This is a genomic window from Corynebacterium pseudopelargi (assembly GCF_003814005.1).
Lineage (GTDB): Bacteria > Actinomycetota > Actinomycetes > Mycobacteriales > Mycobacteriaceae > Corynebacterium > Corynebacterium pseudopelargi.
Genome location: NZ_CP033898.1, coordinates 732,683 through 749,170, shown reverse-complemented (window position 1 = coordinate 749,170; position 16,488 = coordinate 732,683). Strand labels below are relative to the sequence as shown.

Below are 16,488 nucleotides of genomic sequence, written 5' to 3'. Positions count from 1 at the left end.
GCTTAGCTTTTCGACGCCCCAGCGCTACCCACGCGATGGCGCATCCCCTGGGCGCCAACGGCGTTGAGGTCGGGCAGGTCATCTAGGGTGCTGCCGTCGCCCAACTGGTCAAAGGTGACGGTGGAGATGGTGCCGTCCGTTTCCAGGATCATCGCAGCGATGTTCTCGAAGCTGCCCAGCCCCGCTTGGCGGGCGGCTTGACGCACGTCGGCCTGCCCGAGCCTGGCGGCTTTGAGACCTTCCGGGAGTAGCTGACCGGCGCGCACCAGCACCACGGGCGAGGCCGTGACTAGCTTGCGCAGCCCAAGGCGATCGCGGATCACGCGGGCGACGAGGAACTGCAAGCCGAGCATGAGCGCGATGGCAGCTGCGCCCGAGGTGAAGGCGAGATCCTTGGAGGTGACCGCAGTGGCGAGCATGGAGCCCACGGCCACGGTGACGGCGAAATCGAAGGCGTTGAACTTAGCCAGTGAGCGGGCACCGGCGATGCGCAGCATCACCAGCAGCGCTAGGTAGGAACTGCTGCCTACCAGCAGGATTCGGATGATCGGGTCAAAGCCTGAAAACCACATGTCCCTTAGTATGCCCTACTGATATGCGATGCGCTGCATACCTGAGATACGTTCACGTCCCAGGCCTCTGTTGAGTAACCGGGGACGTGAACAGGTTCGGTGTTCAAGCCGGATGGGGTTTTATCCGCGACGACGACGCATCAAGAACACGCCACCGCCAACGAGAGCCGCACCGAGAACAATGATGCCCAGCACGGAGGCGCCGGTGTTCGCCAGGGAACGCTTATTGTTGTGCGCTTGAGCGGCTTCGGACTTCTTGGCTTCTTCGGCCTTCTTCGCTGCCTCTGACTTTGCAGCCTCGGAGGACTTTGCTGCCTGGGAGGACTTTGCTGCCTCGGACTTCTCTTCCGAGTCCTTGTCCTTCTTATCGCCGTCCTTGCTGTCCTCGTCCTTCTTGTCTGGATCCTTCGGATCAACTGGCTTCGACGCATCCGGGTCCACGACGGTGACCTCGACGATCTTCTTGGCCTGGAATCCCCAGCTATCGTAGGCGGCCAGCGTGACGTAGTAGGTGCCCGGCTTGGAGGTGTCTACGTTGTTTTCCAGCACCTCGATGGAATCGGTAACGTTACCGTCCTCAGCATCAGTAGCACTCGGGTTGATCAGGGCAATCTCGAATTTCTCACCCACATTCAAGGTGACGTCCTTGGCGGTAATCACAGGCACGGTGTTCTTTGGAGCAGGCTCGCTGGCCCCCAACACCGTGACGGTGACCGTCTTGGAGGTCTTCAGGCCGTTTGCGTCTGAGGCAGTAATGGTGACGGGATACTCGCCGGGCTGACTGGTATCAACGCTGCCGGAGGTAGTCACCGAGGTGATGACGTTGCCGTCCTCAGGATCCTGCGCATCGATGTTCAACAGAGAAATGCCATAGTCACCGTTCAGGGGCACGGTCGCATCGTTCGCGGTGATCACCGGTGGCTGGTTTTCCTGCGCCACAGCGCTGGGGCTTGCCACCATGGCGCCGGCGATAGCGATGGAGCTGCCGAGGGTGACAGCAAGGGCCTTCTTAGAACGTGGAGTCATATCCTTTAACCTTTTCTTCGAGGGGTCTGGGAACCACTGTAGCGAGCAAAAGTACTTTTGTCAGGCAAATCGTTGTTGCTGCACCCGATCGCACGGCTCACTGACCACACAATCGCCCTAAGTACCCCCATCGTTAGCTACGCCAAGCTTTTCGACGCCCCCGCCCCCCCCCTTAAAGGATGTCAAATGCGAGGTATGGTTTCCCACCTTCCGCGATGCAGATTCTCGGCTTGCGACCGAGTTCCTCACCGCAATGGAATACGTCCACCCCGCCATCGGTTGCACCGGGCATGCGAATTGATATTTGGACCGATGTGGTGTGCCCCTTCTGCTTCATTGGCAAGGAACACTTGAACCAAGCGCTCGAAACCTTTGAGCACGCAGATGACGTTGAAGTGCACTGGCGTGCGTTTGAGTTAGACCCAAGCCTTCCTGCGCAGCCGGACAGCACCTTGGCGGAGGCAATCGCCAAGAAGTACGGCGCGAGCATGGAAGAGTCGGCTGCTCGTCAGCGTCAGATGGCGCAGCTTTTACAGACCTATGGCGTGGAGTTCAATTGGGAGGACGCAAAGTTCGGCAACACCTTGGATGCGCATCGCCTAATACAATTCGCCCAAACTAAGGGCAAAGGCGCGGAGCTGCAGGACGCTCTCATGCGCGCGTATTTGGAAAACTCCCAGAACATCGCAGAACACCCCACGCTGCTGGCGGCAGCCAAGAAGGTAGGCCTGGACGCTTCCGAGGTGCAGGCAGTCCTGGATAGCGATGATTTCCGCGAGGCCGTCCACCAGGATGAGGCCCAGGGCGCCCAGATTGGTATTCGGGGTGTGCCTTTCTTCGTCTTCGACGGCAAATTCGCCGTCTCCGGCGCGCAGCCCAAGGAGGTGTTCGATCAAGCTTTGGATCAGGCGTGGGCTGATTCGAAAAATCTCCTTAACAATCCCGAACAGGGCTCAAGCTGCTGCGGTGGCGGCGGCTGCTGCAGCTAAGGAGTCAGTGTGAGCAAGCATTTTGACGTCGCCGTGATCGGCTTCGGTAAAGCCGGTAAGACCATTGCGATGAAGCGTGCCAAAGCAGGTGATTCTGTGGTGCTCTTTGAACAATCTGCAGCCATGTACGGTGGCACCTGCATCAATATCGGCTGCGTGCCCACCAAGAAACTGCTCTTTGAGGCGCACCGCACCTCCGGCGAAACACCCGCACAGCGTTGGGAGAACATCAAGCAAGCTCGCCATGAGCTTGTGCGCAAGATGAATGGTGCCAACCTCACCATGGCGCAGGATGCTGGTGTGGAAGTGGTCACCGCCCGCGCGCAATTTGTGGGCGAGCGCGAGATCGAGGCGAACGGCGAGCGTTTCACCGCCGACACCGTGATTATCAATACCGGTGCTACTGCACGCACCTTGGATGTACCGGGTGCGGAAGATCCCCGGGTGGTGGATTCCACCGGCATCCAATTCCTTGACGCGTTGCCGGAAGATTTGGTGATCGTGGGCGGCGGCCCAATCGCCATGGAGTTTGCCTCGCTCTTCCTCACCCTCGGTGTGAAGGTGCACATGCTCGATCACGGCCCGGAGTTTGGCCGCGCCTTCGATCGCGACGTCGCCTCGGCCGTGCTTGAGCACCTGGAAGCTCAAGGTCTGCACTTTGTGCCCAACGCCGATGTTGAGCGCATCGACTGCGGCGAGCGCCTCAGGGTGCATGCCAACGTCTGCGGGGAGTCGAGAGACTTTCCTGCCGACGCCGTGCTGGTGGCAATCGGCCGTGCGCCGAATACTCAGGATATGGGGCTCGAGAACGCCGGTGTGGACACTGATGAAAAGGCGGCGGTGGTCGTCGACAAGCAACTGCGAAGCAGCGCCGAAGGCGTATATGCGGTGGGTGACGTCAATGGTGGGCCTCAGTTCACCTATATTTCCTACGACGATCACCGCGTGGTGCTCAGCGCACGCTGGGGCGATGGCGAGCGAACCACGGAGCATCGAGTGATTCCTACCGCCACTTTTATCGACCCACCGCTGGCAACCGTTGGCAAGAGCCAGGCGCAACTTGAACGCGAAGGCGTGCGCTTTGAAGTGAAGCAGGCCAAAATTGCCGATATCGCCGTGATGCCGCGACCGAAAATTCTGGGACAAACAACCGGCGTGGCGAAGTTCCTGATCAGCGAGGACGATCAGATTCTGGGAGCCACGCTGTGGTGCGTCGATGCTCAGGAGATCATCAATACCGTTGCGCTTGCCATGCGGGTAGGGATGACTGCGAGTGAGCTCGGCGGGCAGATCGTCACACACCCCGCCAATACCGAGGTGCTGAACGGGGTATTGGGGTAGCCACACTGCCGGCGCGCTAGCATCGTTGGGTCGAATCTGCCCCACCCTGCGCCACGGAAGGACACCCCACATGCCACAGACGCTGTCCCGGCGAGCCATTACCGTATGGTTGGCGGCCGTCGCCGTGTACGTGCTGGCCATTGCAGGGCGCACTTCCTTTGGGGTTTCAGGGGTTGCAGCCATTGAGCGCTTCCAAGTGGATGCCTCAAGGCTCGCCGTTTTCACCGCCGTCCAAGTGGGCGTGTACGCCATCGCCCAGATTCCCACCGGCGTACTGGTGGATAAACTCGGGCCGCGCTCCATGTTGCTCTACGGGGCGATTCTCATGGGCCTCGGGCAGATCATCCTCGGTTTCGCTCCAGCTTATTGGGTTGCGATTCTGGCGCGAGTCCTCATTGGTGCAGGTGACGCCACAGCGTTCTTATCGGTGATGCGCCTAATTCCCGCGTGGTTCCCGGCGCGCAAAGCTCCCCTGTTTTCCCAACTCACCGGGGCGCTGGGTCAATCGGGGCAATTCATCTCCGCTGTGCCGTTCCTCCACCTCCTCGGCGTGGCCGGGTGGAGCGTGGCGTTCGTGAGTTTGGGGGCGGTAGGCATTCTCATCGCCGGCGCCGCGTGGTACTTCATTGCCGATTCACCGGAACAGCACGGCAGGAAGGCCACCTCGAAGTCATGCGGGCCGCAGCTTTCGCTCGGCGCACGTTTGCGCACGGTGCTACGCAGCCCCACCGCCTGGCAGGGCGTATTTATCCACTGGAGCAACCTCTCCCCCATCAACATCTTTCTGCTGCTGTGGGGTGTGCCGATGATGAAGCTTGGCATGGGGCTTGATGCCGGGCAGATTGCAACGGTACTAAGCACCGCCACTATCGGATCTGTGTGCGCAGGGCCTTTGCACGGCATGATCTCCGCGCGAGCGGGCAACAATCGCGACCTCGCGGCGCTGGCGACTTCGACAATCAATGTTGGGCTATTTGCTTGGTTTTTCGCCTCGGGGCAGCCACGCAATCAGATCTGGCTCATGGTGCTCATTTTTGTGGTGGCGCTGCTAGCCCCCGCGGCGAACTACGGTTTCGATTCGGTGCGAGAACACCTCAAATATTCAGTGCTCGCCACCGGCACTGGTCTGGCCAACATGGGCGGATTCGTGGCCACCATGATCGGCGCCCAATTGATTGGTGCGCTGCTGGATTGGCACGCGCAGGTCGCAACGTTTCAGTGGGCAGACTTCCGGGTGGCTTGGCTCGGGATCATCTTCGTGTGGGCTGTTGGCGCTGCAGGCATTGTGTACTGCGGCTTAAGGCTACGCCGAATCTGTGACAACGCATCTGTTCGCTGAGACGACGTTGCAAGAGGGGGCTGGGAGCGTCGAAAAGCAAGCAAACACCGGGTTAGCATGGTGCGAACGCCACTCCACAACGTGGCGCAACTTCCACCACACCCCACGAACATGAAAGTTTGCACCATGAGCCGACGACTCACCCTAGGGCCTCTCCCCAAACACTTGCGCCAAAACTTATTGCGACTGTGCGCCAACACCGCCATTGCAGATCACCAGGAACAAGAGGAATATCCGGTGCACTCAGCATTCAGTGGCGAGGTCATCGGGCATGCGCTTGCAGGTGATGAGCAGGTCGTGGAAGCAGCTTTCTTCAAAGCGCGCGAGGCGCAACGCCTGTGGGCGCACACCCCGGTGAAACAGCGAGCAAAGATCTTCAAGGATTTCCACGATCGCGTACTGCGTGAGCGCGAATTCCTCATGGACATCGTGCAGCTCGAAACCGGCAAGAACCGACTATCCGCCCTCGACGAAGTGCTCGATGTCGCAGGCAACGCACGTTATTACGCCAACAAGGCACCCCGCCTGCTGGCGGAAAACGCGAACCCTGGTGCGCTGCCTCTGCTGACAAAGAACCGAGTGCAGCATGCTCCCAAGGGTGTGGTGGGCCAAATCAGCCCGTGGAATTACCCGCTCGCCTTAGGCATTTCCGATGCCATCCCCGCGCTCCTCGCAGGCAATGCGGTGGTGGCCAAACCAGATTGGAACACTCCTTTTACGCTGCTAGCCGTGGTTGATCTGCTCTACCAGGCCGGCCTGCCGCGCGAACTTTTCCAGGTGGTTACTGGGGCTGGCAAAACCGTCGGCTCCGCCATCGCTCAGCGCAGCGATTACTTAATGTTCACCGGTTCCACCGCCACCGGACGAATCTTAGGAAAGACCGCTGGCGAACGCCTCATCGGTTATTCTGCTGAACTCGGCGGTAAGAACCCCATGATCATCGCCGCCGACGCCGATCTAGACAAAGCCGTGCGCGAGGTGCCAAACGCCTGTTTTTCTAACTCTGGCCAACTGTGCGTCTCCATCGAGCGGATTTACGTCGAGGCGCCGGTGTACGAGGACTTTCTGAGCCGCTTCACCAAGGCCGTGCAGCAGATGCGCCTTGGTGCAGGATTCGACTGGAATGTAGACATGGGCTCGCTCATCAACCAACAGCAACTCGACAGCGTCCAAAGCTTCGTTGACGACGCCGTAGCCAAGGGGGCCACCGTGCTCGCTGGCGGCCGTGCTCGCCCGGACCTCGGCCCCTTCTTCTTTGAGCCGACTGTGCTTATCGACGTCCCCCGCGACGCCAAACTTCGCACCGAAGAAGTCTTCGGCCCTGTGGTGTACGTGGAAAAAGTGGAGACTCTTCAAGAGGCGATCGCGCTTGCCAACGACACCGAATACGGCCTCAACGCATCTATTTTCGCAGCCCCCGAGACGGGCTGGCAGATTGCCGGGCAAATCAACGCCGGCGGGGTTGGGATCAACGACGGTTACGCCGCGACGTGGGCCTCAATCGCTTCACCCCTAGGTGGCATGAAGCAATCGGGAATGAGCCGACGCCACGGCGAGGAAGGCCTGCTGAAATACACCGAGGCACGCAACGTCGCCGAACAGCGCGGGCTATCCATCCGAGGCCCTAAAGGCATGCCACCAAAGCTCTATGGCCAAGTGATGTCCTATGCCCTGCTGCTAGGTAAGAAACTGCGGTTCTTGCCCTAACGCTGGCGATCGCGCTTTTGAAAACCCATGCGAGGCTTGAAGCCCTCGGGGCGGCGAAGCTGCGCCACCGCATCACCGATGACTAGACGGAAGCGTGGACTCATTGGCGGCATCTGCATGATGGAGAACCAGCCCACTTCAAGATTTTCATCATCCGCCACGCGCGGGGTATCATCGCCCGCCAGCGAGCAGCGCATGGCGGTGTCCATGTAGCGGGCTTGGTCACCGTTGGGGTAAGTGACTGGACCGGCGGCACCGACGCCCAACAAGGCTTCCACCTGGACGTCGAGGCCGGTTTCTTCCTTCACCTCACGCACCGCAGCAAGATGAGGTTCTTCACCGGGATCGACGATGCCGGTGATCGGGGTCCACTGCTCGTTATCGGCCCGCTTCACCAACAGCACCTCAGGCACCGCAGTGATCGGTGCCCCTTCAGGAACATCACGGATCACCACGGCGGTGACGCCGGGCATAAACAGCTCGTCGTTGCCGATCTTCTCGCGCAGTTTCAATACATAGTCCGGGGTCGCCACTAGTCCTCCACCTGCTCCTGGGCCTCTTCGGAACTAAATGGATCGTCCTTCAACGCGCCCTTTTTGATCTGCTCAACCAGGGCAGCCGGGTCAAACTCGTTGTGGTATTCCGCCGGGGCGGTTCGCTCTTGCGCCATGTGCTTAAACCTCCGATGCTTGAATGGAATCCAAAATGTACTGCTTCACGGCCTCCGGATCGTTGGGCAGATCCGCAACGTGGCGGGGCGCCTCCATAATCCCGGCGAAGCGCTCTGGGATCTCCGGTTCTTCACCGATGGCCTCGCGGATCGTATCGGCGAACTTCACCGGCAGCGCTGTTTCCAGCACCACGATTGGGGTGGACACCTGATCCTTCCAGTCCCGGGCAGCCTTCACACCATCGGCGGTGTGCGGATCAATCAGAGTGTCAAGGCGCTCGTTGCAATCGCGGATCGTCGCCACGCGGTCGGCGTGAGTGGAGGTAGCAGATGCGAATCCGTATTCGTGGGCGGCTTTGGGGAACGCGGGATCGTCGACAAGCGAAAAACCACCCTGTGCAACTTTGGTGCCAAACAGTTCTGCGGTGCGCTCGGGATCGCGGCCGAGGAGATCGAAGATGAAGCGCTCGAAGTTAGAGGCTCGCGAAATATCCATCGAAGGCGAAGAGGTTTCAAAAGTGTCGGAGGAGCTGCGGACTCGATAATTGCCGGTGCGGAAGAACTCGTCCAAGACGTCATTCTCGTTGGTAGCGACGATCAGGCGATCAATGGGCAGCCCCATCTGGCGAGCGATGTGACCAGCGCAGATGTCGCCGAAATTGCCGGTGGGCACCGCGAAGCTGACCTTTTGCTCGTTGTTGTCTGTCATGCGCAGATACGTAGAGATGTAGTAGACAACCTGCGCCATGAGACGTGCCCAGTTGATGGAATTCACGGCACCGATGCGCTGAACGCGTTTGAAATCGGCGTCGGCGGACACCGCCTTGACGGCATCCTGGCAATCGTCAAATACGCCATCGAGGGCGATGTTGAAGATGTTGGGGTCATCCAGGCCGAACATCTGCGCCTGCTGGAAGGGGGTCATGCGGCCCTTCGGCGTCAGCATGAACACACGGATGCCCTTGCGCCCGCGCATCGCGTACTCGGCAGAAGAACCAGTATCACCCGAGGTAGCGCCCAAAATGTTCAGGGTCTCACCGCGACGGGCCAGCTCGTATTCAAAGAGCTCGCCGAGCATCTGCATGGCCATATCCTTGAAGGCGGCCGTTGGGCCTTCGGAAAGGTGGCCCAGGTAAATGTTGTCCTCCAAGTGCGTAACCGGCACGATGTCCTCGTGCGCGAACTTCTCGGTGGTGTACGCGCGCTTGGCTATGCCCTCAAGATCCTCCGCCGGGATGTCGTCGACAAAGAGCTTGAGCACCTCAGCAGCTAAAGCCGCATACCCCTGCTGCGCTAAAAGGCTGCGCCACTGATCTAGTTGGGCACCATCGATCTGCGGATAGTGCTCAGGCAAGTACAGCCCACCATCGGGGCTTAGACCTGCAATCAGAATGTCGCTAAAACTCGCTGGGGTCTGGGATGCATCACGCGTAGAAATATATTTCACGGCTACTACCCTAGCGGGCATCATGCTCAAGCAACGAGCACCAGCCCGATAGAAGCGCTTAAGCATGAAAAGCTTCAGGTCAATGGGGTGATGCTTTAGGCGCCTGTGGCCCTATTGACCAGGGCATCGATGATGGATTTCAGTGCTTGATCTCCAAGAGGTTTATCAGCATCGACTTTTGGTAATCCGCTGGTGGCACTGCCGCCTTGAGCGGCATCGGCACGCACGCTTAATACCGTTCCCTCCAATTGCAAGGGGGTGCGGCTTTTTGCCCCGGTGGATTCAACTGCGCGCAAAAAAGTTTGCAGCTCGCCAATCGTGGCGCCTTCAAGATCCAAGCTTAAGTTGATCATATTTGCTTCAACGCACAAGCTTGGCAGATCGTTCCCCAAAACGCAGACTTTTAGGCCGGGTGATACACCAGCGGGCGTGCCCGCAAAGGACTGCGAAACTTCGCGGTGAATCACCAGATAACGTGCGGTGCTTATCGAGCTTGCATCTGGTGTGGTGGAACCTTTTCGCAGCTCCACAGCTAGGATCAGCCAGGCCATTTGCGTGTTTAAGCCACGCAGTTCTAGATTGTTGTTGATTCATCACATACATGCAGCCATCAGAAGGGAAACACCATGCACACTGTGGAAGAAGCCATCCGTAGCCGCCGCGCCACGAGAGCCTATAGCGAACAACCCATTACTGATGAGGTGCTCGATAAGGTTGTAGCGCTGACTCTGGAAGCCCCATCGGCATTTAACGCTCAGCGAGCAGACCTGGTGGTTGTGCGCGACCAAGACGTCAAAGACGCCATCTTTGAGGCATCCGGCCAGGCACAATTGCGCGATGCCCCAGTCGTGCTGATCACGGTTGCCCGCGCGGATATTCCTGAAGATTTAGAGGAGATCCTCGGGCAAAAGCGCGCAGACTTCGTCCGCGGCTACCTAGGCAAGCTCGACCAGGCAGCCCTGCGCGAAACTGCGATGAAAGATGCCATGCTGCTGGCAGGCTTTGCGCTGATTGCAGCCCAAGGCGAAGGCCTTGCCACCTCTCCTACCACCGGCTGGAACGAGGCGAAGGTCTTAGAGGCCATTGGCCTTGGCGGCCGCGAAGACCGCGGCGTCGGCTTGGTTATCGGCATGGGCTATCCCGCCGAATCGCCTGCCCACCCCGGGCGCGCTGCGAGCCGCCGCGTGGAAAACCGCTACTAACGCTCGTCCTCGGTGGGCATGGCCTCACCCCAGAACACCTCATCGACTACCTGGCGTGCACGTCGGGTAAGCCTCAAGTAGTGCTCCAGGAACTCCTGATAATCCTCGGGGTTCCAGCCAGCAGCGCCTGCCACAGCGGCAAGCTGTGGCCCAGGCTGCGGCAATTGATCCACACGCTTGCCTCGCACTAATACGATCGCATTGCGTGCTTCAGTAGCTGCAAGCCAGGCCTCTTTGAGCGTTTCTACTTTCTCTTTTTCCAGCAATTGCTGCTGCGCAATCACATCGAGCGATGCCAAGGTTGAGGTGTTGCGCAGTGCTGGCACGGTGTGTGCGTGCATCAGGGTAAGCAACTGCACTGTCCACTCAATATCGGTAAGCGCACCGCGGCCGAGCTTGGTGTGCGTCTTGGGATCTGCGCCTCGTGGCAGGCGCTCATTATCTACCCTCGCCTTCATGCGGCGCACCTCGCGAATGACCTTCTGAGTGACTCCCGCATCGGGATAGCGGAAGCGATCAATCATGTGCAAGAAACGCTCGGCAAGGTCCATATCACCGGCGATGCCAGTGGCGCGAAGCAGCGCTTGGATCTCCCAGACTTCCCCCCAGCGTTCGTAGTATCGCTCATAGGATTCTAGGGTTCGCACCACGGCACCCGATCGCCCCTCCGGGCGAAGGCCAAGATCAACTTCGAGTGGTGGATCGCCGCTCGGTTTTGCCAAACGCTGGCGCATGCGGTCGCACACCGAAATAGCCCACTTCACCGCCTGGTTTTCTTCTACGCCTTCCACCGGCTCGCAAACAAACATCACGTCGGCATCAGAGCCATAGCCAAGCTCTGCTCCACCTAGGCGCCCCATGCCAATCACAGCAATGCGAGCCGGTGGGCTATCGAGTTCTTCCTCGGCTACCGATGCTCTGATCTCTGCACCTAAAGCAGCCTCAAGCACCGCATCCCACACAAAGGATAAGGCGCGGCAGACTTCCTCGACCTCCATCATGTTCAACAGATCCGCGCTGGCAATGCGCGCAAGTTCCTTGCGCCTTAAAGAGCGCGCAACGGCAATGGCCTTCTTTGGGTTATCGTGACGCCCCGCAGCAGCCACCAGCGACTTGGAAACTGTGCCGATTTTTGTATCGAGCAATTTCGGCCCACTTGCGCCATCGCCAAATTGTTTAATCACATTGGGCGTAGAAAGGATCAGATCTGAGGCATAGGGGGAATTGCCCAAGATACGCATTAAGCGTTGGCCGACGATGCCTTCGTCGCGAAGCATCCTCAAAAACCAAGTCTGATCGTTCAGTGTTTCCGATAGCTTGCGGTAGTTGAGCAACCCGGCATCTGGATCGGCGGTTTGCGATAACCACTCCATCAGCGTGGGCAGCAGCATGCTTTGGATTTTGGCCTTGCGGCTTGAGCCGGCAGCCAGTTTCTGAAGGTGCTCGAAGGCTCGATCGGGGAATTTGTATCCAAGGGCGCCGAGCTGGAGTTTGGCGGCCTCTGGGGAAAGCTTGATGGTGTCGGCGTCCATCACCGCCACAGAATTGAGCAGCGGACGATAAAACAGCTTGCGGTGCAGATTCTGGATATGCAGGCGCACCTTGCGTAATTGCTCGTCCATCGCGTCGATGGCGCTGCCCTGCTTGGAGCTGCGGAACCCTGCCGAACGCGCAAGCCAACGCAGATTCTTTTGATCTTGGGGCGCGGGAAGGGTGTGGGTGCGCTTGACTTTGTGCAGTTGCAGGCGGTGTTCAAGCAGACGCAAAAACTCATAGGCACGAGTAAGTTCGGCCCCGTCTTCGCGGCCAATATAGCCACCTTCTACCAGTGCCGCTAGGGCATCCACTGTGGCCAGGGTGCGTAGCGATTCGTCGGTGCGGCCGTGTACAAGCTGCAATAACTGCACGGCGAATTCCACATCGCGCAGGCCGCCTTCACCCAATTTCAGCTCGCGGGATTTCAAGGCGGCCGGCACGTTTTCTAATACGCGGCGGCGCATGGATTGCACGTCGTCTACAAAAGAGTCGCGCTGGCTGGCATTCCACACCAGTGGAGAGATGGCATCGGAGTATTGCTGCGCCAGTGGGATATAGCCCGTCATGGGGCGGTGTTTTAGCAGCGCCTGAAACTCCCAGGTATCAGCCCAACGCTTGTAGTAGGCCACATGGGAATCCAGTGTGCGCACAAGCGCGCCGCGTTTGCCCTCGGGGCGCAGTGCCGCATCGACTTCGAAGAAGCTGCGGCACCCAATGCGGATGAATTCACCCGCCAGTTTCGTGGCCGCGGGGCTTGGGGGTTCGGCAACAAAGATCACGTCTACATCGGAGATGTAGTTCAATTCCCTGGCACCACATTTGCCCATGGCAAGAACGGCGAGGTGGGTATCGAGCGGTTCATCACCATAGGTATTGCGCACGGCTACTGCCAGCGCGGCAGTTAAAGCTGCGTCGGCAAGATCGGCCAGCGTTGACGTAACAACGCTAAAGTCCACCTCCGGCTGGCCTTCTCTTCGGGGATCTTCTAGGTAGGTGCCGGCCAAATCGACCGCGGCAATGCGCAGCAAAAGGTTGCGGTAAGTCCGTCTTAGGAGGACTTCTGCTTCTTGGCCACCGATGCCCGCGCAGTAGGTTCCGGCGGTGGAGCATTCTTCAATGGCGGGATCTTCGGTGGCAAATTCCATGCCAATGGAAAGCTCTGCATCTTCTGGTGGCGTTGGCTGAAACTGTGCTGGTTTTGCTTCAACGCTACTGAGCAATTCTACGAACATCCCAGCGCGGTTGGGCATTGGTTTATCCAGCTCACGCCATAGGTGCGGGTGGGCCACGAGGTGATCGCCAAGTACTGAAGATCCACCCAGAAGGGCAAAAAGGCGCACGCGGAACACGAGGTTGCCCCTGATTGCCAGGTCGACTTCTTCGCGTTCCTTGGGCTCAAGGGCCTCCATGAAGCGGATGAGAGAATTTAACGCCAAATCCTCGTTGGCGGTGCCGGCAAGCGCCCACAACAGTGGCAGGGAGGCCTCGTTCCACCAGCCGAGCCACTCGAGGTCTTTGGCGGCATGTTGACCGTGAAAGCCGAGCGCACTCACCGAGGGCAACGGGCCTCGTACTGGTTTGCGAGTATTGGTTGGCTGTTGGCTCATTGCTTTTGCCTCATTTTCCTTCCGTATGGGGCACGGGGCAGGCAGAACTTTGGGGCTTCGGCGCAGTGTGCAGGCCCTATCACTGCTGGCCTATTGCTGCGGGGCTAATAATCCAGGTTGGAGGAAAGCTCCCAAGGGGTGATCTGTTCTTGGTATTCGTGCCATTCGCGCCACTTATTGCGCAGGAAATACTCATAGACGTGCTCGCCTAGGATGTCGGCTACGAACTCCGATTGCTCCATTGCCCTGAGCGCGTGATCGAGGCTGATGGGAAGGTCTTTGTAGCCCATGGCGCGACGTTCACGGCGAGTAAGTTGTGCGATGTCGTCTTCTGCTGGATCGGGAAGTTCATAGCCTTCTTTTACGCCCTTTAAGCCCGCGCCCAGCAGCACGGCAAGCGCCAGGTAGGGGTTGCAGGCACTATCGGGTGAGCGCACCTCCACGCGGCGAGAATCTTCCTTGGTCAGGCGATAGGTTGGCACGCGCACCAGCGCCGAGCGATTCGACACTCCCCAGGTAGCGGCAGTGGGCGCCTCGTTGCCGAAGAGGATGCGCTTATAGGAGTTCGTCCATTGGTTGGTAATGGCCGAGATCTCGTTGGCATGCTCCAAAATGCCTGCAATGAATTGCTTGGCGGTCTTAGACAAGCTGAATTCATCATCCGGGTCATGGAAGGCATTCATGTCGCCTTCAAAAAGCGACATGTGGGTGTGCATGGCCGAGCCTGCATAATTCCTAAACGGTTTAGGCATAAAGGTTGCCGCCACCCCGTTGCGCAGCGCTACCTGCTTCATTACATAACGGAAGGTCATAATCGAATCCGCCATCGTAAGCGCATCGGCATGGCGCAAGTCGATTTCTTGCTGGCCAGGGGCAGTTTCGTGGTGGGAGAATTCCACGGGGATGCCCATGCGTTCGAGTGCCAACATCGCTTCACGACGAAACAGCGGCGCATCATTGCGGCTGGCCTGGTCAAAGTAACCGCCATTATCGGTAGGAATTGGTGGCCTGCCATCGGTGGATAGGCTCTGCACCAAATAAAACTCGATCTCGGGCGAAACACTGCAACTAAAGCCCTCGTCGGCGGCCTTTTGGATCTGGCGCCGAAGCACCTGCCTGGGATCGGAATAGGAAGGCCTGCCATCGGGGTTCATAATGTCGCAGAACATGCGGGCAGATTGCAGGGGTGAATCGTCGTCGTCGAAAGGCAAGAGCTGGAAGGTGGAAGGATCCGGCATGGCAATGGTGTCGGCCTCGGATACACGCGAGAAGCCCTCGATGGCCGAGCCGTCAAAGCCGATGCCCTCTTCAAATGCCGACTCGAGCTCTGCGGGAGCCACGGCCACGGATTTGAGGTAGCCCAAAATATCGGTGAACCAGAGGCGGACAAACTTAATGCCGCGCTCTTCAATGGAACGCAACACAAACTCTTGCTGTGAATTCATGTACTCAAGCGTAGTAAGCAACCCCCGATTCTTCGGTAGAAACAACCACATTTTCTGCCCTGAGCTGGGATGTTCGAATGCATCTTTTCGCCTTCACACCTCAATCGGGGGTCGCTTGGCACACTCATCACCATGAATCGAACACAAGTACTACAAGCTATGGCACTGGGTTGGCGCCCCATCGATATCCACCATGTGCAAGGCCAATGGCCGCCGCGCATCAACAACATCCCAGAAGGCATTGCCCCGGCGATCGCTGTGGCCTGGGCATTTCACAAGCACAACGGCCAGATGGAAACGATCAGCACCCCGCTTGTCGACGCTCCCCTGCTCGCCCCAGCAACGCCCCTGCACCCAAAGCGCACCTCAAGGCTGCTGAAATTGCTCCACCACTGCCACCACAGCAGCACCGCCTTCGAAGCCGCCAGCTACGCTGCGATGTGCCAGAAACTCGCTCGCCTTTGGAATATCGCCCCCGAAGCGCTTGCAATACTGCACAGGCTGAAGCAGCCACCGCCGAGCATCCAGGCACAACGAGTGCTACTCGATGGTCCTTGGGGGCATTTTGATGGCCACATGCTGCGCCATCTTGGCGCACGCGCTGGGGTATTCGTTACCCAATTACATCCAGGTGGCATTTGGTCGCTGCTTGGCCAGGCCTGCGCACTCCAGAGCGTTATGCAGCAGTTTTCCTTTCTCAGACACCACCGCTGGCCTGGGGCCCACAGCCTCGATCCCGCACAGGCCAATAGCTTTTGCGCAGGGCTTTGCGCCACACCTCCCACACCTGCTCACACAAGCGGCATCCAAGGCCTACCGGCTCGATCACCCACCAGTGCCGTAGCTGCGGAGGTGTTAATAAAAATGCAGTTGCTGGATCACCACGATCCTCCTGGGCAGATCCTGCCTGCGTGGCGCACCTTGGGCGCGCGGTGGAGGCGCATGATCCAAACAACGCCACCAATGCTGGTAGAACTGCAAGCATGAGCCCCAAGCGCACCGTTGAACAAGAGATCAAATTCGATGTGGATGCATCACAGCCCGATGCCGAACTCACAGAGATCATGCACGTCAGTGCCATAGGTGATACCACCACCATGGAACTCGACGCTCGCTATTTTGATACCGAGGATCTGCTACTTGCCGCCAATAAGATCACACTGCGCAGAAGAGTCGGCGGCAAAGATGCAGGATGGCACCTGAAAACCACCGGCGAGCACGGCAGAGAAGAACTACAGTGCCCGCTCGGCGATGCCATGGAGGTGCCTCACACGCTGCGAGAAGAAGTCGCCGGCATCATTGGGCAGTCGGCACTCAAAGAGGTGGCAAGGATTCGCAACCGCCGGGTAGAAACATTGCTCATCGGTGCATCAGGCGAGGTAGTAGCCGAATTCTGTGATGATCACGTCACCGCAACTTCTGAGAATCATCAGGATCGCTGGCGGGAATGGGAAGTGGAATTGCGCGAAGGGGCGCTAGAAGCGGCTCAAGGTGAGGAGCTTTTGCAAAGCGCTGCGCGCATGCTCCAAGCCCAAGGCGCGCACAAGGCTGCAAGGGCATCGAAGCTCCAGCGGGCACTGGGCAAGCACTAGCGGCTCAAGCATCCT

15 protein-coding genes are annotated in these 16,488 nt (G+C 58.8%); 7 read left to right on the top strand and 8 right to left on the bottom strand.

Features of this window, described 5'->3' with window-relative positions; translation table 11 throughout:
- Nucleotides 1–2: 2 nt before the first annotated feature.
- Together CPPEL_RS03630 and CPPEL_RS03625 are read right to left on the bottom strand one after the other, a co-directional pair.
- Nucleotides 3–572, bottom strand: coding sequence for a DUF421 domain-containing protein (locus CPPEL_RS03630; protein ID WP_123959862.1), 570 nt, complete (start codon nt 570–572; stop codon nt 3–5).
- 120 nt (nt 573–692) lie between these two features.
- A complete protein-coding gene (locus CPPEL_RS03625) occupies nt 693–1,598 on the bottom strand; it encodes an LPXTG cell wall anchor domain-containing protein (RefSeq protein WP_123959861.1) in 906 nt (301 codons plus the stop codon).
- Between the two features lie 290 nt (nt 1,599–1,888).
- Between CPPEL_RS03625 and CPPEL_RS03620 the strand changes: the two genes are divergently transcribed.
- The 4 genes from CPPEL_RS03620 (at nt 1,889) to CPPEL_RS03605 (ending at nt 6,974) form a co-directional block, all read left to right on the top strand.
- A complete protein-coding gene (locus tag CPPEL_RS03620) occupies nt 1,889–2,587 on the top strand; it encodes a DsbA family oxidoreductase (RefSeq protein ID WP_164470371.1) in 699 nt (232 codons plus the stop codon).
- A gap of 9 nt (nt 2,588–2,596) precedes the next feature.
- Nucleotides 2,597–3,928, top strand: coding sequence for a dihydrolipoyl dehydrogenase family protein (locus tag CPPEL_RS03615; RefSeq protein ID WP_123959859.1), 1,332 nt, complete (start codon nt 2,597–2,599; stop codon nt 3,926–3,928).
- A 70-nt stretch (nt 3,929–3,998) separates the two neighbouring features.
- Entirely contained in the window at nt 3,999–5,267 is a 1,269-nt protein-coding gene (locus CPPEL_RS03610; RefSeq protein WP_123959858.1) for an MFS transporter, read from the top strand.
- A gap of 126 nt (nt 5,268–5,393) precedes the next feature.
- Nucleotides 5,394–6,974, top strand: a complete 1,581-nt coding sequence (locus CPPEL_RS03605; RefSeq protein WP_123959857.1) for a succinic semialdehyde dehydrogenase — start codon at nt 5,394–5,396, stop codon at nt 6,972–6,974.
- Here the strand turns inward: CPPEL_RS03605 and CPPEL_RS03600 are convergent.
- From CPPEL_RS03600 to CPPEL_RS03590, 4 genes are all read right to left on the bottom strand, one after another.
- Nucleotides 6,971–7,507 carry an NUDIX hydrolase gene (locus CPPEL_RS03600; RefSeq protein WP_123934731.1) on the bottom strand — a complete coding sequence of 179 codons (537 nt, stop codon included), beginning with the start codon at nt 7,505–7,507 and terminating at the stop codon, nt 6,971–6,973. The two genes, CPPEL_RS03605 and CPPEL_RS03600, sit on opposite strands and share 4 nt — an antisense overlap.
- A complete protein-coding gene (locus tag CPPEL_RS11135) occupies nt 7,507–7,644 on the bottom strand; it encodes a hypothetical protein (protein ID WP_164470285.1) in 138 nt (45 codons plus the stop codon). Before CPPEL_RS11135 ends, CPPEL_RS03600 begins: the two co-directional genes overlap by 1 nt.
- A 4-nt stretch (nt 7,645–7,648) precedes the next feature.
- Nucleotides 7,649–9,091: a threonine synthase gene (thrC, locus tag CPPEL_RS03595; protein WP_123959856.1), complete on the bottom strand. Its 1,443-nt coding sequence runs from the start codon at nt 9,089–9,091 to the stop codon at nt 7,649–7,651.
- 95 nt (nt 9,092–9,186) lie between these two features.
- Complete coding sequence (locus CPPEL_RS03590) at nt 9,187–9,444, bottom strand: hypothetical protein (RefSeq protein ID WP_123959855.1); 258 nt, start codon at nt 9,442–9,444, stop codon at nt 9,187–9,189.
- A 273-nt stretch (nt 9,445–9,717) separates the two neighbouring features.
- Between CPPEL_RS03590 and CPPEL_RS03585 the strand changes: the two genes are divergently transcribed.
- On the top strand, nt 9,718–10,293 hold the full coding sequence (locus CPPEL_RS03585; protein WP_123959854.1) for a nitroreductase family protein: 576 nt from the start codon (nt 9,718–9,720) through the stop codon (nt 10,291–10,293).
- On the opposite strand, the gene CPPEL_RS03580 is transcribed toward CPPEL_RS03585, so the two are convergent.
- Both CPPEL_RS03580 and glnA read right to left on the bottom strand, forming a co-directional pair.
- The gene (locus CPPEL_RS03580) at nt 10,290–13,436 is read right to left on the bottom strand and encodes a bifunctional [glutamine synthetase] adenylyltransferase/[glutamine synthetase]-adenylyl-L-tyrosine phosphorylase (RefSeq protein ID WP_123959853.1); all 3,147 of its coding nucleotides are present in this window, start codon (nt 13,434–13,436) and stop codon (nt 10,290–10,292) included. The genes CPPEL_RS03585 and CPPEL_RS03580 overlap by 4 nt on opposite strands.
- Before the next feature lie 104 nt (nt 13,437–13,540).
- Nucleotides 13,541–14,881 (bottom strand): type I glutamate--ammonia ligase, encoded by a 1,341-nt coding sequence (gene glnA, locus CPPEL_RS03575; protein ID WP_123959852.1) that lies wholly within the window; start codon nt 14,879–14,881, stop codon nt 13,541–13,543.
- Nucleotides 14,882–15,013: 132 nt separating this feature from the next.
- On the opposite strand from glnA, the gene CPPEL_RS03570 reads away from it, so the two are divergent.
- Nucleotides 15,014–15,868, top strand: coding sequence for a hypothetical protein (locus CPPEL_RS03570; protein WP_123959851.1), 855 nt, complete (start codon nt 15,014–15,016; stop codon nt 15,866–15,868).
- The gene (locus CPPEL_RS03565) at nt 15,865–16,473 is read left to right on the top strand and encodes a CYTH domain-containing protein (protein WP_123959850.1); all 609 of its coding nucleotides are present in this window, start codon (nt 15,865–15,867) and stop codon (nt 16,471–16,473) included. The genes CPPEL_RS03570 and CPPEL_RS03565 overlap by 4 nt, the downstream gene beginning before the upstream one ends.
- Nucleotides 16,474–16,488 lie beyond the last annotated feature (15 nt).